This window comes from Allorhizobium borbori, assembly GCF_014196535.1.
Taxonomy (GTDB): Bacteria; Pseudomonadota; Alphaproteobacteria; order Rhizobiales; family Rhizobiaceae; genus Ectorhizobium; species Ectorhizobium borbori.
Genome location: NZ_JACIDU010000001.1, coordinates 233,070 through 252,445, shown reverse-complemented (window position 1 = coordinate 252,445; position 19,376 = coordinate 233,070). Strand labels below are relative to the sequence as shown.

At 61.1% G+C, this 19,376-nt stretch carries 21 protein-coding genes; 10 read left to right on the top strand and 11 right to left on the bottom strand.

The window, feature by feature from the left end; genetic code table 11:
• Positions 1-108 precede the first annotated feature (108 nt).
• The 6 genes from upp to GGQ66_RS01160 all read right to left on the bottom strand — a co-directional run bounded on the left by upp (position 109) and on the right by GGQ66_RS01160 (position 4,830).
• Entirely contained in the window at positions 109-738 is a 630-nt protein-coding gene (upp, locus tag GGQ66_RS01185) for a uracil phosphoribosyltransferase (protein ID WP_183788562.1), read from the bottom strand.
• Positions 739-829: 91 nt separating this feature from the next.
• The gene (locus GGQ66_RS01180; RefSeq protein WP_183788560.1) at positions 830-1,804 is read right to left on the bottom strand and encodes an adenosine deaminase; all 975 of its coding nucleotides are present in this window, start codon (positions 1,802-1,804) and stop codon (positions 830-832) included.
• A complete protein-coding gene (locus GGQ66_RS01175; protein WP_183788558.1) occupies positions 1,801-3,021 on the bottom strand; it encodes a phosphopentomutase in 1,221 nt (406 codons plus the stop codon). The genes GGQ66_RS01180 and GGQ66_RS01175 overlap by 4 nt, the downstream gene beginning before the upstream one ends.
• A gap of 95 nt (positions 3,022-3,116) precedes the next feature.
• Positions 3,117-3,737 carry a TadE/TadG family type IV pilus assembly protein gene (locus GGQ66_RS01170; RefSeq protein ID WP_183788556.1) on the bottom strand — a complete coding sequence of 207 codons (621 nt, stop codon included), beginning with the start codon at positions 3,735-3,737 and terminating at the stop codon, positions 3,117-3,119.
• Positions 3,738-3,747: 10 nt separating this feature from the next.
• Positions 3,748-4,389, bottom strand: a complete 642-nt coding sequence (locus GGQ66_RS01165) for a TadE/TadG family type IV pilus assembly protein (RefSeq protein WP_183788554.1) — start codon at positions 4,387-4,389, stop codon at positions 3,748-3,750.
• Between the two features lie 78 nt (positions 4,390-4,467).
• Entirely contained in the window at positions 4,468-4,830 is a 363-nt protein-coding gene (locus GGQ66_RS01160) for a pilus assembly protein N-terminal domain-containing protein (RefSeq protein ID WP_183788889.1), read from the bottom strand.
• Positions 4,831-5,214: 384 nt separating this feature from the next.
• Here GGQ66_RS01160 and GGQ66_RS01155 point away from each other — a divergent pair, with 384 nt between their 5' ends.
• From GGQ66_RS01155 to GGQ66_RS01115, 9 genes are all read left to right on the top strand, one after another.
• Positions 5,215-5,415 carry a Flp family type IVb pilin gene (locus GGQ66_RS01155; protein WP_183788552.1) on the top strand — a complete coding sequence of 67 codons (201 nt, stop codon included), beginning with the start codon at positions 5,215-5,217 and terminating at the stop codon, positions 5,413-5,415.
• A gap of 158 nt (positions 5,416-5,573) precedes the next feature.
• Positions 5,574-6,086, top strand: coding sequence for an A24 family peptidase (locus GGQ66_RS01150; protein WP_183788550.1), 513 nt, complete (start codon positions 5,574-5,576; stop codon positions 6,084-6,086).
• Positions 6,087-6,284: 198 nt separating this feature from the next.
• Positions 6,285-7,166 (top strand): Flp pilus assembly protein CpaB, encoded by an 882-nt coding sequence (cpaB, locus tag GGQ66_RS01145; RefSeq protein ID WP_183788548.1) that lies wholly within the window; start codon positions 6,285-6,287, stop codon positions 7,164-7,166.
• Entirely contained in the window at positions 7,163-8,650 is a 1,488-nt protein-coding gene (locus GGQ66_RS01140; RefSeq protein WP_183788546.1) for a type II and III secretion system protein family protein, read from the top strand. The genes cpaB and GGQ66_RS01140 overlap by 4 nt, the downstream gene beginning before the upstream one ends.
• 11 nt (positions 8,651-8,661) lie before the next feature.
• Positions 8,662-9,387, top strand: coding sequence for a CpaD family pilus assembly protein (locus GGQ66_RS01135; protein ID WP_183788544.1), 726 nt, complete (start codon positions 8,662-8,664; stop codon positions 9,385-9,387).
• Positions 9,388-9,418: 31 nt separating this feature from the next.
• Entirely contained in the window at positions 9,419-10,714 is a 1,296-nt protein-coding gene (locus GGQ66_RS01130) for a CpaE/TadZ family protein (protein WP_183788542.1), read from the top strand.
• Positions 10,715-10,765: 51 nt separating this feature from the next.
• Positions 10,766-12,268, top strand: a complete 1,503-nt coding sequence (locus tag GGQ66_RS01125; protein WP_183788540.1) for a TadA family conjugal transfer-associated ATPase — start codon at positions 10,766-10,768, stop codon at positions 12,266-12,268.
• 44 nt (positions 12,269-12,312) lie between these two features.
• On the top strand, positions 12,313-13,317 hold the full coding sequence (locus GGQ66_RS01120; RefSeq protein WP_183788538.1) for a type II secretion system F family protein: 1,005 nt from the start codon (positions 12,313-12,315) through the stop codon (positions 13,315-13,317).
• 12 nt (positions 13,318-13,329) lie between these two features.
• Positions 13,330-14,289: a type II secretion system F family protein gene (locus tag GGQ66_RS01115; protein WP_183788536.1), complete on the top strand. Its 960-nt coding sequence runs from the start codon at positions 13,330-13,332 to the stop codon at positions 14,287-14,289.
• Here GGQ66_RS01115 and GGQ66_RS01110 read toward each other — a convergent pair.
• The 3 genes from GGQ66_RS01110 to GGQ66_RS01100 are packed head-to-tail and all read right to left on the bottom strand — an operon-like array spanning position 14,268 to position 16,641.
• Entirely contained in the window at positions 14,268-15,650 is a 1,383-nt protein-coding gene (locus GGQ66_RS01110; protein ID WP_183788535.1) for a sensor histidine kinase, read from the bottom strand. The genes GGQ66_RS01115 and GGQ66_RS01110 overlap by 22 nt on opposite strands.
• Entirely contained in the window at positions 15,647-16,309 is a 663-nt protein-coding gene (locus GGQ66_RS01105; protein ID WP_183788533.1) for a response regulator, read from the bottom strand. The genes GGQ66_RS01110 and GGQ66_RS01105 overlap by 4 nt, the downstream gene beginning before the upstream one ends.
• 11 nt (positions 16,310-16,320) lie before the next feature.
• Positions 16,321-16,641, bottom strand: a complete 321-nt coding sequence (locus GGQ66_RS01100) for a PepSY domain-containing protein (protein ID WP_183788531.1) — start codon at positions 16,639-16,641, stop codon at positions 16,321-16,323.
• Between the two features lie 187 nt (positions 16,642-16,828).
• On the opposite strand from GGQ66_RS01100, the gene GGQ66_RS01095 reads away from it, so the two are divergent.
• Positions 16,829-17,491: a calcium-binding protein gene (locus GGQ66_RS01095; protein ID WP_183788529.1), complete on the top strand. Its 663-nt coding sequence runs from the start codon at positions 16,829-16,831 to the stop codon at positions 17,489-17,491.
• Positions 17,492-17,539: 48 nt separating this feature from the next.
• On the opposite strand, the gene GGQ66_RS01090 is transcribed toward GGQ66_RS01095, so the two are convergent.
• Both GGQ66_RS01090 and GGQ66_RS01085 read right to left on the bottom strand, forming a co-directional pair.
• Positions 17,540-18,853 (bottom strand): MFS transporter, encoded by a 1,314-nt coding sequence (locus tag GGQ66_RS01090; RefSeq protein ID WP_237358752.1) that lies wholly within the window; start codon positions 18,851-18,853, stop codon positions 17,540-17,542.
• A gap of 51 nt (positions 18,854-18,904) precedes the next feature.
• Positions 18,905-19,270, bottom strand: a complete 366-nt coding sequence (locus GGQ66_RS01085) for a MarR family winged helix-turn-helix transcriptional regulator (RefSeq protein WP_237358751.1) — start codon at positions 19,268-19,270, stop codon at positions 18,905-18,907.
• Positions 19,271-19,376 lie beyond the last annotated feature (106 nt).

Below are 19,376 nucleotides of genomic sequence, written 5' to 3'. Positions count from 1 at the left end.
CTCCGGGCGTTGTGAGTTCGGAGCAAGTCTTGCAGAGCGACGCTGAGACGCGGTTAAATCCATTCCGGCAATTTTAATCAATGCCGGAATGGAGCCGTTTTTCCAGCCTCACTTCGTGCCGTACATACGGTCGCCGGCATCGCCGAGACCGGGCACGATATAGCCATGTTCGTTCAGGTGCCGGTCGATGGCCGCCGTGTAGACCGGAACATCCGGATGGGCGGCGCGGAAGTTTTCAATGCCTTCGGGTGCGGCCAGCAGGCAGAGGAAGCGGATATTGTGGGCACCGCGCTCCTTCAGCTTGTCGACAGCGGCAATCGAGGAATTGCCGGTCGCGAGCATGGGGTCGACGACGATGACCAGGCGTTCGGCAATGTCTTCCGGAGCCTTGAAGTAATACTCGACGGCTTCCAGTGTCTCGTGGTCGCGGTAGACGCCGACATGCGAAACGCGCGCCGAAGGCACGAGATCGAGCATGCCTTCCAGCAGGCCGTTGCCGGCGCGCAGGATGGAGGCGAAGACCAGTTTCTTGCCTTCGAGCACCGGCGCTTCGATCGTTTCGAGCGGTGTCTCGATGGTCTTCATCGTCAGTTCCAGATCCCGCGTCACCTCATAGCAGAGGAGCGTCGAAATCTCGCGCAACAGACGCCGGAAACTCGCGGTGGACGTTTCCTTGCTGCGCATGATGGTCAGCTTGTGCTGGACAAGCGGGTGTTTGATAACGGTCACGCCATTCATCGGAAGCTCCCCGGCATTGATTATTCATCCCTGTTTTCCACGGAACAACAGGCGCTGCAAGAGTTTCGTCCGCCCGTCCCCAATCCTCGTTCTAAACGAGGGCGAGAAGACGGGTGCGGGTGTCCGAGTCGATGAACGCCGCCTCGATGGCGGTGCGGGTGGTTGCCACGATCTGGTCGTGCGAAAGGCCGAACACCGTCTCGGCGCGTTCGTATTCCATCGCCAGCGTCGTGTGGAAAAAGGGCGGATCGTCGGAGTTCAGCGTCACCCGCACGCCCGCCTCGATGAAGCGGCAAAGCGGATGGCTGGCATAATCCGGGAAGACCTTGAGCGCGATATTCGAGCCGGGGCAGACCTCCAGTACCGTACCGAGATCGGCCAGCCGCTTCACCAGATCGGCATCCTCGATGGCGCGCACGCCATGGCCGATGCGTGAGGGCCGCACGAGATCGAGTGCGTCGATAACGCTTTGCGGGCCGACCAGTTCGCCGGCATGGATGGTGAGACCAAGGCCGGCATCGCGGGCGATATCGAAGGCGCGGGCATAATCGGCTACACGGTTCATGCGTTCCTCGCCGGCCATGTTGAAGCCGGTGACGAGCGGATGCCTGTGGAGATGCTTTGCCGTTTCGGTGGCGCGACGCAGTACGTTTTCCGGGCCGAGATGGCGCTCGCCGATGATGACCATGCGAGATTCGATGCCGGTCTTTTCCTTCGCCGCGATCATGCCCGCGGCGATGCCGTCGAGATAGGCGTCGGCGGAAAGACCGACTGCTTCACCATGGTCGGGTGAAACGAACAGCTCACTATAGATCGTGTTTTCGGCGGCCAGTTCCAGAAGGTAGGTTTCGGCCAGATGCGCGTAGTCTTCCGGCGTGCGGAAAAGGTCGGCCACCAGATCATAGGCAGCTATGAAACTGGTGAAATCGTCCCAGACATAAATGCCGTCGCGGATGAAATGTCCGGTTTCGACATTGTATTTTCGAGCCTGTTCGAGGGCGAGGGATGGCGGCGCCGCACCCTCGATATGGCAGTGCAGTTCGGCTTTGGGCAGGCTTTTTGTCAAAGGAAGCTCTTTCCGTGGGGGCCTGCCGCAAGGCCGAGATGGGCGGCAACGGTCTCGCCGATATCGGCATAGGTTTCACGCACGCCGATGGAGCGTGAACGAATGCCGGGGCCGAACATCAGGACCGGCACCCGCTCGCGGGTGTGGTCCGTGCCGCGCCACGTCGGGTCGCAACCGTGGTCGGCGGTCAGAACCACAAGGTCGCCGTCCCGCAGGTGACGGTGGATGTCCGGGATCTGCTGGTCGAAGGCTTCGAGCGCGGCGGCGTAGCCCGCCACGTCGCGGCGATGGCCATAGGTCTGATCGAAATCCACGAGATTGGTGAAGACGAGATCGCCATCGCCAGCCTCCGCCATCACGCGCAAGGAGGTCTCGACCAGTGCGGCGTTGCCATTGGCTTTCAAGACGCGGGAAACGCCCTGGTGGGCATAGATATCGCCCACCTTGCCGATGGCGTGCACCTGCCTGCCGGCGGCAACGACGCGGTCGAGTAGCGTCGGTTCCGGAGGCGGCACGGCGAAGTCGCGCCGGTTGCCGGTGCGCACGAAGGTTTCCGGCGTTTCGCCGATGAAGGGCCGGGCGATGACGCGGCCGATGTTGAGCGGGTCGAGATGGGTGCGCACGATGCGGCACAGTGCAATCAGCCGGTCGAGGCCGAAATGGGTCTCGTGGGCGGCGATCTGGAAGACGGAATCGGTGGAAGTGTAGCAGATCGGCATTCCGGTGCGGATGTGTTCCTCGCCCAAGCGCGCGATGATCTCTGTGCCCGAAGCGTGGCAATTGCCCAGAATGCCGGGAATATCGGCATCGCGGCAGATATCCTCGATCAGATCCTGCGGAAAGGCGGTTTCGCCCTCGGGGAAATAGCCCCAGTCGAAGGAAACCGGCACACCGGCGATCTCCCAATGGCCGGAAGGCGTATCCTTGCCGCGCGAGATTTCGCTGGCGGCGCCGGAAAGCCCGAATATGCGTTCCGGCACGGGCATGCCTGCCGGGAAGTCGCCCGAGGCGAGCTTGGCGGCGTGCAGAAGGCCGAGCGCACTCATGTTGGGAAGCTGGAGCGGTCCCTGCCGCAATCCGGCGCGATCGCCGGCACCAGCGGCGCAGAACTCGGCGATGTGGCCAAGCGTGTTCGCGCCGGCGTCGCCATAGGCCTCGGCGTCCGGTGCTCCGCCTATACCGAAGGAATCGAGAACATAAATGAAGGCGCGTGCCATGATCGACCTATCCAGACTATGCCGATCCACCCGAAAACGGGAAAGACGCGGCCTTTATCGTCAGATAAAGCGCCGGAGGCGGCTTTGCAAGAAACTCAACCGGAAGGGCAGCCGGGACAACTGACCGCTTCGTTGATACGCTGGCGGAAGTAGTATTCGCGGGTGATGGTGATGTTCTGCATCGAAGCCGGCATCAGGCCGGGCATGAACATCAGAAGCTGATGCGGTATGGAAACCCGGGCGTGCACCAGGAAGGAACTCGGCGTCGCGATATTGGCGGGTAGCGAGAAGGCCGCTTTCTTGAGGTAGGGGGCGGAGCCGTCGCCCGCCCAGGACCAGCGCACGGTTGCCTTGCCGGCTGTGTCGATATCGATGCCGGTGATTTGCAGCGTCATTTCGTCGGTCGAATAGGGGGCGAAGATTGCGCTGGCCACGTCCTTCATCGTGTTCAGCGTAGCGAGGTCGACCGTGTCGGCCTGCGTCGTCAGGTCGGCAATGGCGCCGGCCGAACGGGTGGCGCGCTTGGCCACGGAAAGACCGATCGTCACCTCGAAAGCGGTAATGTAGAGCATCAGAAGCAGCGGCGCGATCATCGCGAATTCCACCGCGCCCATGCCCGACCGATCCTTGCCGAAACGCGAAAGCCTGCTGCGCACTGCGTGTACAAGTGCGGCAAGCCCCTTTTCGTTCGATGGTGACGGCAACCGACCGGTCATTGTGAGCTTTCTACTTCGGATAGGCTTCGTTCTTGTAGGCGGTGGTCGCCATGATGAGAAAATAGGATTGCGAACCGTCCGTACCGAGCTTCACGTTGCTGATATAGGGACGAACGAGATCGGTGATGATCTGCCACTTGTAATAGGCGCGGAACATGTTGATCGTGCTGGGGCCGCCCGGATTGAACTGAAACGTGCTGGTGTCGAGGTCGATGGAGCCGTCGGACTGCTCCGACATCGTGAAGTTCTTGGGAATGCTTGCGAAATTGCTGAAGCTGCGAATATCCAGAAAGAGCTTGGACGGTGTGTTCACCTCGGAGGCCGAGCAGGAGATGAGGATCGATATCTCGTCGCAGAACGCCTGTCGGAACTCCTTTTCCGTCTTGTTGCTGGACAGATTCAGCCCGGACGTGATCTGGCCTGTGCGCAGTTGACGCGAGAGCGTATCGACGGCATTCGAAACGAGCTGTTCGCCCGTGAAGGCGATGAAGGTCTCGAAGATCGCGAATACGATCATGAAATAGGGAATGGCCAGCAGCGTGAATTCGATGGCGGCGGCACCGTCGCGCGTGCGGGCGATACGGGGCAGAAGACGGAGAAGTCGCCGTTTGCGGGACATCAGCCTGCCTTTTTTGGGATTGCGCTCGCTCATGCCGGTATCCGCGTCCAGTTTGGAGCGTCAGAATAGGGGCAAGAGGGTTTATTTTCCGTTGCCGTCCCGTTCTGCGGCTCAAGGCGTGCCGGACGATCCCTTCTGGTTTTGCTGCTCGTGCTTCTCGCAATTGGGCGAACATGAGAACACGCTTCGCTCCGTCTGTTTGTAAAGACGCACCGTGTTGCCTTCATCGATGGAAACGAGAATGCGTTCATCGACGATCGGATTGCCGTCAACGTCGAGAAGAAGGATATTCGTCGTTCCGAAGCTCTTGCCGGTGAGCACGATGGTACGGGAATCGGCGACCGTCGCGTCGGCGACGTCGGCATTGCCGACGATGACCTTGGCCACCGGCCGTTCCAGCCTCAGCACACGCGCATGATCCATGTAGACCCGCAGCATGTCACCGTCCTGCGCGCGCAACGGACCGATCGACATGAGAGCTATGATGGTCGCGGCAGCCAGGCAGGAAAGAACGTTCTTCAAGGTCATGACGGCAGTCATCCCGCAAGTGGTCGTGGTGAAATCCTTTCATGAAAATGAACCGGATAGGTGAATGAAGGGTTAAGGCCCCGTGCCGGGGTTGCCAACGATATCCCTTGCTGGAGTGGTTCTTGGAAATGGTGGCTGAAATGCGAGGTGTAAATTCGGGTTCCCCCTTTAGTGTTTTATTCACCACCTCACACCAGCGGTTGTTCTTCATCCCCGATTAACCCTGTTCCTTAAGCGGATGGAAATGAGGCCGGACTAATGTTTGCTCAACCGAACAACGGAAACAGTTGTCGGGTGTGCTGAAAAACAAGTGAAGTAGGAGAGAGTTCCATGACCAAGATTTTCGCAAAGTTTCTGAAGGACGAATCGGGCGCAACGGCTATCGAATACGGCCTGATCGCTGCCCTTATTTCCGTCGCCCTGATCACCGGCGCCACGACGCTTGGCAACACGCTGAACAACACGTTCAGTGCGATTTCGGGCAAGATGAACAGCGCCTGCAAGCAGGGCGGCCTTGGTACCACTTGCTGATCGCCTAGCAACTACAATCGGAAAGCCACCCGGCGCGAGTCGGGTGGCTTTTTGCATTGTTCACGACCGGCCATGCTCGCCGCTTGTGTTCTCCCTTTTTTAAGAGGGTTGAGAGCATAAATGTGGCTTGAAACACTTTTGCCCGGAGCGCGCAGGAAATGATTACCGCAGCGACCTTCATTGTATTTCCGCTTTGCCTTGCCTTTGCGGCCTTCACGGACCTGTTCACGATGACGATCCCGAACCGGGTGTCGGCAATTCTGCTTGCCGCCTTTGTCGTCATTGCTCCGTTTAGTGGCCTCGGCTGGAATGAAATCGGCATGAGCCTTCTCGGGGGCGTGGCCGTTTTCGTCGCCTGCTTCGCGCTTTTTGCTCTGAACGTCATGGGTGGCGGTGATGCCAAATTGTTGACGGCGGCATCCGTCTGGTTCGGCTTTGGCATGCCGCTGGTCGGATTTTTGGCTTATGTGGCTTATGTCGGCGGCTTCCTGACGCTTCTGATCGTGCTCTTGCGTGTGAAGTCTTCCTCGGTCCTCGCCATGGGCTTGCCTATCCCGGACTCGCTTCTGATGGCCAAGAAGGTGCCCTATGGCATTGCCATCGCCATTGGCGGCTTCATGGCTTTCCCCGAAGCGCCCATCGTTGCGCAACATCTGGCCCGCGCCTTCTGAAGGTCTGCAGCAAGGCGTTAACGAATCCCATCGTTGATAATCAGAAGCCGGCCCTCGTGCCGGCTTTTTCGTGTCGTCGACGCAGGCCATCAACGGTTTGTTAATCCCATATTTAAGGAAGTTGTTAACCATAATTACACCATTGGGGCCCATCCTGCGGGCTGAACTAGAGATTTGTGCCCCTTTCAGAGAACGCCCATGAAGCCCGCTCGCATCATAATTCTCGCAGTCGCCATTGGCGCCGCCGGTCTGGCAGGCCTGATCGCCATGCGTATGACCGGCACGCAGCAGGTGGTGATGCAGCAGGCCGAGACGATCATCAAGAAGGAACCCACCGTGAAGGTTCTGGTTTCGGCCGAGAACCTGCCCGTCGGATCGCGTCTGAACGAGAATACGGTACGTTGGGCCGAGTGGCCTGAAACGGCGCTGATCGATGGCTACATCACCGACCGTGCCATGCCGGAAGCGGTGAAGGATGTGACGGGGTCTGTGGTCCGCATGCCGCTCTTTGCCGGTGAACCGGTGCGCCGCGAAAAGATCGCCGATGCCAAAACCAATGTCATGTCGGCATTGCTGCCGGCCGGCAAGCGCGCGGTTTCGACCGAAATTTCCGTCTCGACCGGTGCCGGCGGCTTCATCCTGCCGAACGATCGCGTTGACGTCATCATGGTGCGCCGTGGTGACGGTGGCAGTTTCACGACGGAAACCGTTCTCGAGAACATCCGCGTTCTGGCCATCGACCAGCAGATCCAGGAGCGGGAGGATGGGGCAAAGGCCGTTATCGGGACCACTGCGACACTGGAACTGACGCCGGACCAGGCAAAGGTGATCGCGGTTACCCAGCAGATGGCTGATCGCCTGACCTTGTCGCTCCGCTCGATTGTCGATGCGCAGGAAGCGGATACGCGTTCTGCGGATTATCTGCTGAGCGGCGGTAGCAACAATCCGGCCGTTCAGTTGATCAAATCGGGCACATTGACCACCAGCACGCCGAGCGGGACAGGCGCGGCAAGTTCGGCTGGCACGGCGACCGCAACGGGGCAGCCGGCTTCGTCCAGCAAAACATCGGATATGCAATGAGCGAGGTCGGTACAGTGAAGAAGAATCGCAAGATCGCCGGCGCTGTCCGGGCCAGTCTCGTTCTGGGCATCAGTCTTTCGCTGGTGCCGCCGCCGTTCGTTGCCGTGGAACGCGCACAGGCCGCCTCCAATGAAGCGCCCAGCATTCTGCGCATTACCAACTCCGGAGCGGGTGCCCGCAAGCGCGTTAAGCTTGGCCTCAATAAGGCGCTGGTCGTAGACCTGCCTGCCGACGCGCACGACATCCTGGTTGCCGATCCCTCCATGGCTGACGCGGTGACGCGTACATCCCGGCGCATCTACCTTTTCGGCAAGACGGTCGGTCAGACGAACATCTTTATCTTCGGTGCCAATGGCGATGAGATCGTCAGTCTCGATGTCGAGATCGAACGCGACATCGGCGGGCTGGAGGCCAATATTCGCCGCTTCGTGCCGGACTCGGATGTGAAGGTGGAAATTGTTTCGGACAACATCGTGCTGACGGGGTCCGTGCGCACGCCGCAGGATTCCGATCAGGTCGTGAAACTGGCCAAAGTCTTCCTGAAGGGCGGTGAGGCGACAACCCGCAACATGACCGCCAGCGGTGGCAACAATGGCGGTGATGTCGCCATTTATGCCGAAGGGCGCCAGACCTCGCAGGTCGTGAACCTCCTGACGGTCGATGGCGAGGATCAGGTGACGCTGAAGGTTACGGTGGCCGAGGTTCGCCGCGAGGTTCTGAAACAACTCGGCTTTACCAACTCCGTCCAGCAGGGCTCAGGTTCCGGCTTCGACCTGCTGACGCTCGGCACCAGCTCGACCGGCCTTTCCGGCACGGTGACCGGACAGATTGGTAAATATGCGCTGCAATCGACCATTGATGCGCTTGAACAGGCCAAGGTTCTCAAGACATTGGCGGAACCGACGCTGACGGCGATCTCCGGTCAGTCGGCCACGTTCAATTCCGGTGGCGACCGGCTTTACTATGTACCGGACGGCAATGGCAGCTACACGCTGACGTCCTATAATTACGGCATCTCCCTTGGCTTCACCCCGACGGTCCTGTCGTCCGGCCGCATCAGCCTCCGCATCCAGACCAAGGTGTCCGAGCCGATTACCTCCACGTCCGGGGTCGAGTATCGCAAGCGCGATATGGAGACGTCTGTCGAGTTGCCGTCCGGTGGCTCGCTCGCGCTGGCCGGCCTGATCCAGGATGACCAGAAGCATACAACCAATGGAACGCCTGTCGCCAACAAGATACCGGTTCTGGGTGCCCTGTTCAGAGACAAGACCGTTGAGCGCACGGAAACCGAACTCGTCATCATTGCGACACCGTATCTGGTGCGCCCGGTGGCGCGTAACCAGTTGGCCCGGCCGGATGACAATCTCTCGCCGTCGAACGATGCCGGCACCTTCCTGCTTGACCGGGTCAACAAGATCTACGGCCGCAAGGAGCAGGTCCAGCCCGGCCAGTACCACGGCAATGTCGGGTTTATCTACAAATGAGGAGCGGCGTCATGACGATGATCGAAACCATCAGGCCGTTCAACGGAAGGGACGAAAGCATGTCCTCTGCAATCAAGGCTCATCCGCTTCGCATGCTCGGCGGCCTGTCGCTGGTCCTTCTGCTTTCAGCGTGCGGCAGCACCCGCGACGGCATGACAACGGGTTCTGTTGATGATTACCGCGAGCGCCATCCGATCGTCATTACCGAGGCGGAACATACGATGGATGTGCCGGTTGCATCCGGCGACCGGGCGCTGACCATGTCGGCGCGTGAGGTGGTACGTGGCTTTGCGCGTGCCCGCAGTGAGTATTCGAAAGGAACCGTGCAGGTTCTTTATCCGCAGGGCGCTCCGAACTCGGCTGCTGCCCGCAGCATGCGCGAACAGATTTTTGCCGACCTGAAGCGCGGAGGCGTCGATCCCCGTTCGGTGGTTGAGGGTAGTTACCCGGCATCAGGCGGGGAAGCGGCGCCGATCCGCCTGAGCTATGTCGCAACCACCGCCATGGTTGCCAGCCAGTGCGGCGAGTGGCCGAAGAACATCGCCCCCGACATGGCCAACCGCCAGTACCACAACTTTGGTTGCGCCTATCAGAATAACCTCGCGGCCCAGATCGCCAATCCTTCCGATCTGCTTGGCCCGCGCGCCATGACGCCGGTCGATGCGGAATCGCGTGCAAATGCGCTCAACCGCTATCGCACGACGTTCACGGAACTCAAGGAAACGAGCGGCAATTGAGGCAATCCGGCAAGGAAACGGAACGTAAGATATGAGCACGGTCAATTACGAAATCCGCAAGGCAGACGACTTCGCAGATCACGCGCCGGAAGAAGAAGCCCGCGCGGTGGATCTCGAAGGCCTGCGCCCGCTCCCCCGCATTTCGGTCCATGCCTTCTGCGAAAGCGCAGAGGTTCAGCGGGTGATGGAGCGCCTTGCAGGCGACCGTCGCATGGCCAAGGTCGCGATGCGTGTCACGGGCGGGTCCGTTGCCGCGGCCGCGAACATGTTTGCCTCCACGTCGACGCCGAACCTTATCATCATCGAAAGCCATGCCAAGCCGGAGGACATTCTTCCCGAACTTGGGCCGCTGGCCGAAGTCTGCGACCCGAATACGCGCGTCATCGTCATCGGTCGCTACAACGACATCTCGCTTTACCGCGAGCTGATCCGTAACGGCATTTCCGAATATATGGTGACCCCGGTCGGCATGGCCGACCTTCTGGTTGCCATTGCTTCCATCTTCGTGGATCCCGAAGCCGAGCCGCTTGGCCGCTCCATCGCCTTTATCGGCGCCAAGGGTGGTGTCGGTTCCTCGACCATCGCGCATAATTGCGCCTTCGGCGTCTCGACCCTGTTCTCCTCCGAAACGATCCTCGCCGATCTCGATCTGCCCTATGGCACGGCCAATATCGACTTCGATCAGGACCCTGCCCAGGGGATCGCCGAGGCGGTGTTCGCGCCGGATCGTCTGGACGAGGTCTTCCTCGACCGCCTGCTGACGAAATGCTCCGAGCATCTTTCGCTTCTCGCGGCGCCGTCGCTGCTCGATCGCGCCTATGATTTTGAAAGCGGGGCTTTCCTGCCCGTTCTCGAAGTTCTCCAGCGCAGTGCGCCGCTTTCCGTTCTCGACGTCCCGCACCAGTGGTCGGACTGGACCCGTTCCCTGCTTTCCGAAGTGGACGAGATCGTGATCACGGCGGTGCCGGATCTTGCCAATCTGCGCAACACCAAGAACATGCTCGACGCCTTGAAGAAGCTGCGGCCGAATGACAAGCCGCCGCATCTCGTTCTCAATCAGGTCGGCATGCCCAAGCGCCCGGAAATCGCGCCTTCTGATTTCTTCGAGCCGCTGGAACTGGAGCCGGTCGCGATCATCCCCTTCGATGTGCAGATGTTCGGCAATGCCGCCAATAGCGGGCGCATGATCTTCGAGGTCGATCCGAAGTCGGCGATTGCTGAAACATTCGCACAGCTTTCGCATGTGGTGACGGGGCGCGTCGCCGCCAAGAAGCCGAAACGCGCCGGTCTTGGTGCGATGCTTTCGATGCTGCGCAAGCGCAAGTGAGGCCGCCGCCGGGCCGGAACGCTTCCGGAATGATGAAGATGGAAACAGGGCATGTTTGGAAAACGCGGTAACGATGGCTTCGGGAAAAAACCCGCTGGAACGGTGCAGACGACCTCTGCGGCGCCGGTTGCGCCCGCGCCCGTCGTTACCAAGGGACCGGAGGTTCTTGCCGAGCCGCCGCGGGACAATACGTCTTCACGCCAGCAGATGACGCCGCCGGCCATGCAGCCGCCGGGCAATACTGGCACAACCCGCCGCCGCGTCGCCCGCACGGAAGATTATTACGACACCAAGACACAGGTCTTCTCCGCCCTGATCGACACGATCGATCTCTCGCAGCTTGCCAAGCTGGATACCGAGAGCGCGCGTGAGGAAATTCGTGATATCGTCAACGATATCATCACCATCAAGAACATCGCGATGCCGATTTCCGAGCAGGAAGACCTGCTTGAGGACATCTGCAACGACGTTCTGGGCTACGGTCCGCTGGAGCCGCTTCTGGCCCGCGACGACATCGCCGACATCATGGTCAACGGGGCCGGCCAGACCTTTATCGAAGTGGGCGGCAAGACCATAGAATCGGAGATCCGCTTCCGTGACAATGCGCAACTCCTGTCGGTGTGCCAGCGCATCGTCAGTCAGGTGGGGCGCCGCGTCGATGAATCCTCGCCGATTTGCGACGCCCGCCTGCCCGACGGTTCGCGTGTGAACGTTATCGCCCCGCCGCTTGCCATCGATGGTCCGGCGCTCACCATTCGTAAGTTCAAAAAGGACAAGCTGACGCTCGATCAGCTCGTACGCTTCGGCGCCATTACACCGGAAGGCGCGGTGCTTCTGCAGATCATCGGCCGCAGCCGGTGTAACCTCGTCATCTCGGGCGGTACTGGTTCGGGCAAGACGACGCTTCTGAACTGCCTGACGCGCTACATCGAAACGGATGAACGTGTCATCACCTGTGAGGATACGGCCGAACTCCAGCTTCAGCAGCCGCATGTGGTGCGACTGGAAACCCGCCCGCCCAACATCGAGGGCGAGGGCGAGATCACCATGCGCGATCTCATCAAGAACTGCCTGCGTATGCGTCCCGAACGCATCATCGTCGGCGAAGTGCGTGGCGCGGAGGTGTTCGACCTTCTGCAGGCCATGAACACCGGCCACGACGGTTCGATGGGCACGATCCACGCCAATACGCCGCGCGAATGCCTGAGCCGTATGGAATCGATGATTGCCATGGGCGGCTTCACGCTGCCGGCGAAGACGGTGCGCGAAATCATTTCCGGCTCGATCGATATCATCATCCAGGCCGCCCGCCTGCGCGACGGTTCGCGCCGCATTACCCACATCACCGAAGTGGTGGGCATGGAAGGCGAGGTGATCGTGACCCAGGACCTGATGCGCTACGAGATCGAGGGTGAAGACGCCAACGGCAAGATCATCGGTCGCCACGTCTCGACTGGCATTGGCAAGCCGCACTTCTGGGATCGCGCCCGTTACTACAATGAAGAAAAGCGGCTGGCAGCGACGCTGGACGCGATGGAAAAGCAGACCAACTGAGGCTCCTGCGGAGTGTCGGACCGGGAAAAAAGGAGGAGTGAGCGATGGACCTGACCGTGCTGGCGATTGTCGTGCTCGCCGCCATTTCTGCCGGGGCGGTTGCCTGGGGCCTGCTCTACAGCCGCCTTGAGGTCGACAAGAAGACGGAAAGCCGCGTAAAGCGGGTGCAGGCGGCCGAAACCGACCGTGCCCGCATCAAGGCTTCGCGCGACCGTATTGCCGAAGTGTCCAAGCGCCGTAAATCCGTGCAGGATTCGCTGAAGGAACTGGAGCGCAAGCAGGAAGAGAAAAGCCGCAAGGCCGCACAGGCCAGTGTCAAGGTCCGCCTCGTGCAGGCGGGGCTGAATATTTCGCCGCGCCAGTTCTACATGATCGGGGGTGGCTTTGGCGTTTTCGTTGCTTTCGTGTTGCTGCTGGCGGGGTTCAATCTGATCGTTTGCCTTGGTGCCGGTTTCGTCGCCGGTGCAGGCCTGCCGCGTTTCGTGCTGAATTTCCTCCTCAATCGCCGCAAGAAGAAGTTTCTGGAAGAGTTTCCGAACGCGCTCGACGTCATGGTGCGTTCGATCAAGTCGGGTTTGCCCCTCAACGATGCGCTGCGTCTGATTGCCGCCGATGGCCAGGAGCCGGTCAAGAGCGAGTTCCGCCGGGCGGTGGAGTCGCAGCAGATGGGGCTTTCCGTGTCCGATTCCTGCGCCCGTATCATGCAGACCATGCCGCTTCAGGAAGTGAACTTCTTCTCGATCGTCATTGCTATTCAGGCGCAGGCGGGCGGTAACCTGTCCGAGGCGCTGGCCAACCTCTCGAAGGTGCTGCGCGAGCGTCGCAAGATGCGCGCCAAGGTGCAGGCGCTTTCGATGGAGGCCAAGGCATCCGCCGTTATCATCGGTGCGCTGCCCTTTATCGTCGCGACGCTCGTTTATCTGACGTCGCCCCAATACATCATGATTCTCTTCACCGATACGCGTGGTCACATCATCCTGGCCGTCTCCGCCTTCTGGATGTCGATCGGCATTTTCGTGATGCGAAACATGATCAACTTCGATATCTGAGGGAACGGCGCCATGGAACCGTCAATGATCGTCGCCCTTCTCGTCGCTGTCGCGGTTTTCGCCACCGTGTTTGCGATGATTCAGCCCTATCTGGCGCGCGAGGGTTTCGAAAAACGCATGCGCGCCGTCTCGTCGGAGCGCGAACTGATCCGCGCCCGTGAACGTGCCCGGATGGCTTCGGAAACCACGATTGGCCGTGCGGCATTGCGCGGCAACAATAACCGGTCCGTCAAGCAGATCGTCGAGCGCTTCAACCTGCGCGAGGCGCTTGTCGACGAGAACACGGTCAACAAGCTGAAGGCGGCGGGTTATCGCTCGCAAAACGCCCTGAACACCTTCCTCGTCGCGCGGTTCACGTTGCCCTTCGTGTTCTTCGTCGCGGCGCTTGTCTGGCTGTTCGTTCTGGGCAACCTGGCGGACAAGCCGTTGCCGATGCGTATTTTCGGCTCCATCGTCTTTGCCTATCTCGGCTTCTACGCACCGAACATCTTTATTTCCAACAAGATGAAGAAGCGGCAGCTTTCGATCAAACGCGCCTGGCCGGATGCGCTGGACCTGATGCTGATCTGCGTTGAATCGGGGATTTCCATGGAAGCGGCCATGCGCCGCGTGGCCGAAGAGATGACCGAAGCTTCGCCGGAGCTGGCGGAGGAAATGGTCGTGACAACGGCGGAACTCTCCTTCCTCCAGGACCGTCGAACGGCCCTTGAGAACCTCGGCCTGCGCACGCAGCTCGACATGGTCAAAAGCGTGATGCAGGCGCTGATCCAGGCCGAGCGCTATGGTACGCCGATTGCCTCGGCTCTGCGCGTGCTCGCCCAGGAGGGCCGTGACGAGCGCATGAACGAGGCCGAAAAGAAAGCCGCCGCCCTGCCGCCGAAGCTGACCGTACCGATGATCCTGTTCTTCCTGCCGGTTCTCGTGGCCGTCATTCTCGGCCCTGCCGGTATTCAGGTGGCCGATCGCTTCTGACCGGCTGCATCGCCGCCCGGTCCGGCGGCAAGGGAAATCTCGGCCCTGAGCCCCGGCGAGGCATTGCTGAAGGCAAGCGTCCCGCGGGCAGCCTCCACGATATCGGCGACAATGGCAAGACCTATGCCCTGGCCTTCGCCGCTCTCGTCCAGACGCACGCCACGTTCCACCAGCCGCAGAAGATCGCCGTCCGGCACGCCGGTACCATCGTCTTCTATAGTGATGACGACGCGACCTTTTTGGGCGGCAGCGCGTGCTGTTACGGTATCACGCGCATGCCGCATCGCGTTTTCCAGCAATGCGCCGAGCGCCTCGGTCAGGTCGTCGGCGTCGATGCGCGCCGAAAGCCCGTTTTCGACCTCGATGCGCCAGTCGATATCGCGACCCCTCGGCGTTTTCCGCAACACGGCGATGACTTTCCGCAGAAGAGCGGCGGGATCGCAGAAGCCGGGATTACGGTTCGAGCGGATGCGGGCGCGGGCGAGTTCCCGGTCCACCAGTCGGCGCATGGCTGCCACCACGTCTTCGATACTGCCGCTGATCTCGTCTTCCCCCTGATCACGCAGACGCTGGGCATCGCCGAGAAGCGCCTGAAGCGGGGTCTTGAAACCGTGCGCCAGATCGCCGGCCCGGTGGCGGGCCCGTTCCAGCTCCCGGTCGCGGGCATCGAGCAGTGCGTCCAGTTCGCTGGCAAGCGGAATGACTTCGGTTGGCAGGTCCTGTCCGATGCGGCTTGGTCCGCCGGAATTCAGCCCAGCAATGCGCTGGCCGATCTGGGCGAGCGGTCTGAGACCCACGGTGATCTGTGCCCAGGATGCCGCCAGAAGCAGGGCTGCCAGAACTGCGATGTAGGGAACGAGATCACCGAGAAACGCGCGCCGCGCCGCCGCGATCTCGCTGCGGTCGGCGGCGACGATGATGCGTAGCGGAACGGCATCCTTGCCGCTACCCACACGCAAGGCATGTTCGACGGCGACCAGCGCTTCCTTGCGTGGGCCCTCCAGCACAATCGTGCGCGGTTTACCCGGAACGGGGCCATCGGCTGCCATGGAAAACTGGTGATCCCACAGCGAGCGTGACCGATGAATTTCGCCGCCGAGGGCAATCTGCCAGTAGTGGCCGGAAAAGGGTTGATCGTAGAGCGGGTCGGCCGGCGGCTTGCGGATGGTTGCACCGGCGGGCCCGCCCGGCTCCACCATCGCGACAAGAGCGAGTGCACGGGCGTTCAGGCTTGAGACGGCGACACGCTCCACATGGCGATCGAAGAGAATGGCCAGGACGATGGCGGAGAGGGCGAGAGCGGAAAAAATGGCAACCGCGCCAGCCAGCAATAGCCGCCATCGCAGGGAACGGCTTCTCATTCCGGCCGTTCCAGATGGTAGCCGAAGCCACGCCGGGTGGCGATGACGCCGGGGCCGAGCTTGCGGCGCAGGCGGGCGATGATGGCTTCGAGCGCATTCGCCTCGCGGGCGTCGTCCTCGCCGTAAAGGTGCTCCAGCAATTCGCCGGGCGGCACAACCTTGTCCTGATGCAGCGTCAGATAGGCGATGAGGCGGAACTCGAGCGGGGTGACAGAGGTTGGCACACCGTCGATGGCGATGGTCATATGGTTGAGATCGACCGTCAATCGACCGACCTGATGGCGCGCGGCACCGCGCCCGCCCGCCCGGCGCACCAGCGCACGCGCGCGGGCGATCAGTTCTTCCATGCGGAAGGGCTTGGCGAGATAGTCGTCGGCGCCTGCATCAATCCCTTCAACCCGTTCCGTCCATGCTCCGCGGGCGGTGAGGATGAGGATCGGGCTTTCGCAGCCCTCCGCGCGCCAGCGCTTGAGCACGGTCAGGCCATCGAGCTTCGGCAGACCGAGATCGAGAACGATCAGATCGTAATCTTCCGTTCCGCCACGAAACCACGCCGTCTCGCCATCCTCGGCGCGTTCGGCGCGAAAGCCTGCGGAGGCGAGGGCGCGTTCAAGGCTTTCGGCGATCCGTCGGTCATCCTCAACGATCAGCGCGCGCATCGATCCTCGGCTCAGTCGTCATCTTCTTCTTCCTCAACCCCCAGAATGTCGCCCGTTGCGGCGTTCATGTCCACCTCGATGAGACGACCGTCCTCGGTCACGAGTTCGACTTCATAAACCAGAATACCCTTGCTGTATTCCAGTTCGACCTCGACGACCCGGCCGGGATGCACCCTGGCCAGCCGGTTCAGAATTTCGGCGAGCGGCAGGATATCGCCCCGTTCGACGGCATCGCGAGCGATCTCGAAATCCGGAGCCACAGCGGGCGGCTGACCGGCTGCAAACAGCGGCAGAAGCGTCAGAACGGAAGCGAGGAAGACAGTGCGTTTCATGCGCTTTCTTATAAGTCTTCCAACCTGACATTTGCCTGACAGGTCGGGTCAGGCCGCTGTCAGGCGCCCTGTGGCAATTGTTGTCTCAGGCCGGGTGCATGGGCGCCATCGGCAGTCACAAGCCCGGTGGATCGAGGCGCAGCCGCGCTGTCCGGTTCAGGGCGTACATATTCGAAGGAGCACAGCCATGGCACGCAAGAATGGAACCATCAATGCAGATCTCCTGAAGGGTACGACGGTTGCCGACTGGTTGTTCGGACGGGATGGCGATGATTCGCTTTACGGCTATGCCGGCAATGACGAGCTTTACGGCGGCAACGGCAATGACCGTCTTTGGGGCGGTGCCGGCAATGATGATCTCGAAGGCGGTTCGGGTAACGACAAGCTCTATGGCGGCGATGGCCATGACGATCTGGAAGGCGGCTCGGGCGCCGATGTTCTCGATGGCGGTACCGGCAATGATGAGCTTGAGGGTGGTTCGGGCAACGACACGCTTCTTGGCGGCGCCGGCAATGACGAACTTGACGGGGGCTCCGGAAACGACAAGCTGAACGGCGGATATGGTCGCGATCATCTGGAAGGTGGGCTCGGCAACGACATCCTGACCGGTGGCAGCGGCGCCGACACCTTCGAGTTCGACCGGAATGACGGTCGTGACGTGATCACGGATTTCAGCAACGGTGTGGACCGTATCGAGCTTGATGATTTCAGCCTTGCTCAGGTTCGTTCGGTGATTGCCGGCGCAAGACAGTCCGGCGATGATGTCGTATTGAAGCTTTCTGCAACGTCGAGCGTGACGATCGAGAACTTCAAGCTTTCGCAGCTCGATACCGGCGATTTCATCTATTGATGTACAAGGACCGGACCCGCCTCCTGAGCGGAGGCGGGTCCGGCCGCCTCAACTGGCGGCCGGCGCAAGGCGGGCAGGCGGATCGCGCAGCGCGATGATGGCCAGCGATGCCGCAAGGCACAGAAGCCCGGCCAGGAAGAAGGCCGGAAGATAGGTCTCATAGGCCGAGCGGATGAAGCCGGCGCCGAAGGCGGCAAATGCAGCGCCCAACTGATGGCCGGCGAAGATCCAGCCGAAGACGAGGTTGGCGCGCTCGCCGAACCGGTCGGCGGTGAGCTTGATCGTCGGTGGTACGGTCGCCACCCAGTCGAGCCCGTAGAACACCGCGAAGATCGACAATTCGTAAAAGCTGAAATCGGTGAAGGGCAGGTAGATGAGCGACAGGCCCCGCAGGCCGTAATACCAGAACAGCAGCGTGCGGCTGTCGAACCGGTCGGAAAGCCAGCCCGATCCCACCGTTCCGATGAAATCGAACACGCCGATGACCGCCAGCATCCCCGCGGCGGCAACCGCCGCCATGCCGTAATCGCCGCATAGTGAAACGAAATGGGTCTGCACCAGCCCGTTGGTGCTTGCGCCGCACACGAAGAAAGTGCCGAAGAGAACCCAGAACAGGCTGGTCCGGCTAGCATCCCTGAGCGCGATGAGCGGCGAAGCAAGCATGGCCATCAGGGTTGCTGGGGCCGCTGCCGGGCCGGGCTGTACCTCGGTTGCGCCGTAGGGGGCAAGCCCGACATCAGCAGGACGATCCCTGAGCAGGAAGAGAACCGCAATCGCGGCGATCAGCAGCATGACGAGCATGAAGGCAAGCGCTCCACGCCAGCCGGCATTCTCCGCCAGCGAGGCAAGCAGCGGCAGGAAGACAAGCTGGCCGGTTGCGGTACTCGCGGTCAAAAGCCCGATGACGAGGCCGCGTCGTCTGGAGAACCAGCGTGTGGCAACCGTTGCGCCCAGCACCATCGCCGTCAGTCCCGTGCCAAAGCCCACGACCACACCCCACAGCAGCATGAGCTGCCAGATCGTTGTCATGTAGAACGAGCCGAATATGCCGGCTCCGATGAGCGAAAGCGCCACCGTGGCCACCGGGCGAAGCCCGAAGCGGTTCATGAAAGCGGCCGCAAAGGGACCCATCAAACCGAACAGCACAAGCCGGATTGCGAAGGCCGAGGAAATTTCAGAGGTCGTCCAGCCGAACTCCTTCTGCAGCGGACCGATCAGCACGCCGGGCGTGCCGACCGCGCCGGCGGTGACGAGCATGGCAAGAAAGGTGACGCCGGCAACCACCCAGCCATAATGCACGCCACGGCGCGCGAAGAAGGCCGGAAGAAATGCCGTACCGGCGGCGGGTTCGCTTGATGGCATAAAAGGCTCCATTTTAAGGGTATATACCCGTATATGTGAAACAGAAGACCGTCACAGCAACGGCAGGAGTTCTCCGATCATGGCAACTCGATCGGGACCAAGGCGGCTTTCGATATCTTTCTGACAACTCTCCCAAAGCGGGATCGCGCGGGCGAGGAGGGCCGCACCCTTATCCGTCAGGCTGACGGCTGCCTCACGCTGGTCGTCGCCCTTGGTGGTTGCGACCAGCCCGATCTTCTCGATCACCCGCACATTACGGCCCATGGTGGATCGGTCGAGGTCGAGCCGCCCGGCCAGATCCGTCAGACTGATCGGTTGCCGGTGTTCGATGGTTCGCAGAACCGCAAATTGCGCAACGCTGATGCCTACCGGTGCCAGTGCGGCATCGTAAAGGGCGGAAATCTTCCGGGCCGCCATTCTCAGGCGTGTGCAGTGACAGGGCGACAACATGGATGAGGGTATATACCCGTATCGCGGAAAAGGCAAGTCACCGTCCGGCTTGTCAGGGCAGAGTGGCTGGTGG

Excerpts from the sequence above, each read along its gene's own strand:
- GGQ66_RS01165 (WP_183788554.1), bottom strand. The coding sequence starts at position 4,389 with ATGAGCGAGCGCAATCCCAAAAAAGGCAGGCTGATGTCCCGCAAACGG.
- GGQ66_RS01155 (WP_183788552.1), top strand. The coding sequence starts at position 5,215 with ATGACCAAGATTTTCGCAAAGTTTCTGAAGGACGAATCGGGCGCAACG.
- GGQ66_RS01140 (WP_183788546.1), top strand. The coding sequence starts at position 7,163 with ATGAGCGAGGTCGGTACAGTGAAGAAGAATCGCAAGATCGCCGGCGCT.
- GGQ66_RS01085 (WP_237358751.1), bottom strand. The coding sequence starts at position 19,270 with ATGGCGGCCCGGAAGATTTCCGCCCTTTACGATGCCGCACTGGCACCG.
- GGQ66_RS01100 (WP_183788531.1), bottom strand. The coding sequence starts at position 16,641 with ATGAAACGCACTGTCTTCCTCGCTTCCGTTCTGACGCTTCTGCCGCTG.
- upp (WP_183788562.1), bottom strand. The coding sequence starts at position 738 with ATGAATGGCGTGACCGTTATCAAACACCCGCTTGTCCAGCACAAGCTG.
- GGQ66_RS01105 (WP_183788533.1), bottom strand. The coding sequence starts at position 16,309 with ATGCGCGCGCTGATCGTTGAGGATGACCGACGGATCGCCGAAAGCCTT.
- GGQ66_RS01130 (WP_183788542.1), top strand. The coding sequence starts at position 9,419 with ATGAGCACGGTCAATTACGAAATCCGCAAGGCAGACGACTTCGCAGAT.
- GGQ66_RS01160 (WP_183788889.1), bottom strand. The coding sequence starts at position 4,830 with ATGTCGATCGGTCCGTTGCGCGCGCAGGACGGTGACATGCTGCGGGTC.
- GGQ66_RS01120 (WP_183788538.1), top strand. The coding sequence starts at position 12,313 with ATGGACCTGACCGTGCTGGCGATTGTCGTGCTCGCCGCCATTTCTGCC.
- GGQ66_RS01115 (WP_183788536.1), top strand. The coding sequence starts at position 13,330 with ATGGAACCGTCAATGATCGTCGCCCTTCTCGTCGCTGTCGCGGTTTTC.
- GGQ66_RS01175 (WP_183788558.1), bottom strand. The coding sequence starts at position 3,021 with ATGGCACGCGCCTTCATTTATGTTCTCGATTCCTTCGGTATAGGCGGA.
- GGQ66_RS01095 (WP_183788529.1), top strand. The coding sequence starts at position 16,829 with ATGGCACGCAAGAATGGAACCATCAATGCAGATCTCCTGAAGGGTACG.
- GGQ66_RS01135 (WP_183788544.1), top strand. The coding sequence starts at position 8,662 with ATGACGATGATCGAAACCATCAGGCCGTTCAACGGAAGGGACGAAAGC.
- GGQ66_RS01090 (WP_237358752.1), bottom strand. The coding sequence starts at position 18,853 with ATGCCATCAAGCGAACCCGCCGCCGGTACGGCATTTCTTCCGGCCTTC.
- GGQ66_RS01125 (WP_183788540.1), top strand. The coding sequence starts at position 10,766 with ATGTTTGGAAAACGCGGTAACGATGGCTTCGGGAAAAAACCCGCTGGA.
- GGQ66_RS01110 (WP_183788535.1), bottom strand. The coding sequence starts at position 15,650 with ATGAGAAGCCGTTCCCTGCGATGGCGGCTATTGCTGGCTGGCGCGGTT.
- cpaB (WP_183788548.1), top strand. The coding sequence starts at position 6,285 with ATGAAGCCCGCTCGCATCATAATTCTCGCAGTCGCCATTGGCGCCGCC.
- GGQ66_RS01150 (WP_183788550.1), top strand. The coding sequence starts at position 5,574 with ATGATTACCGCAGCGACCTTCATTGTATTTCCGCTTTGCCTTGCCTTT.
- GGQ66_RS01170 (WP_183788556.1), bottom strand. The coding sequence starts at position 3,737 with ATGACCGGTCGGTTGCCGTCACCATCGAACGAAAAGGGGCTTGCCGCA.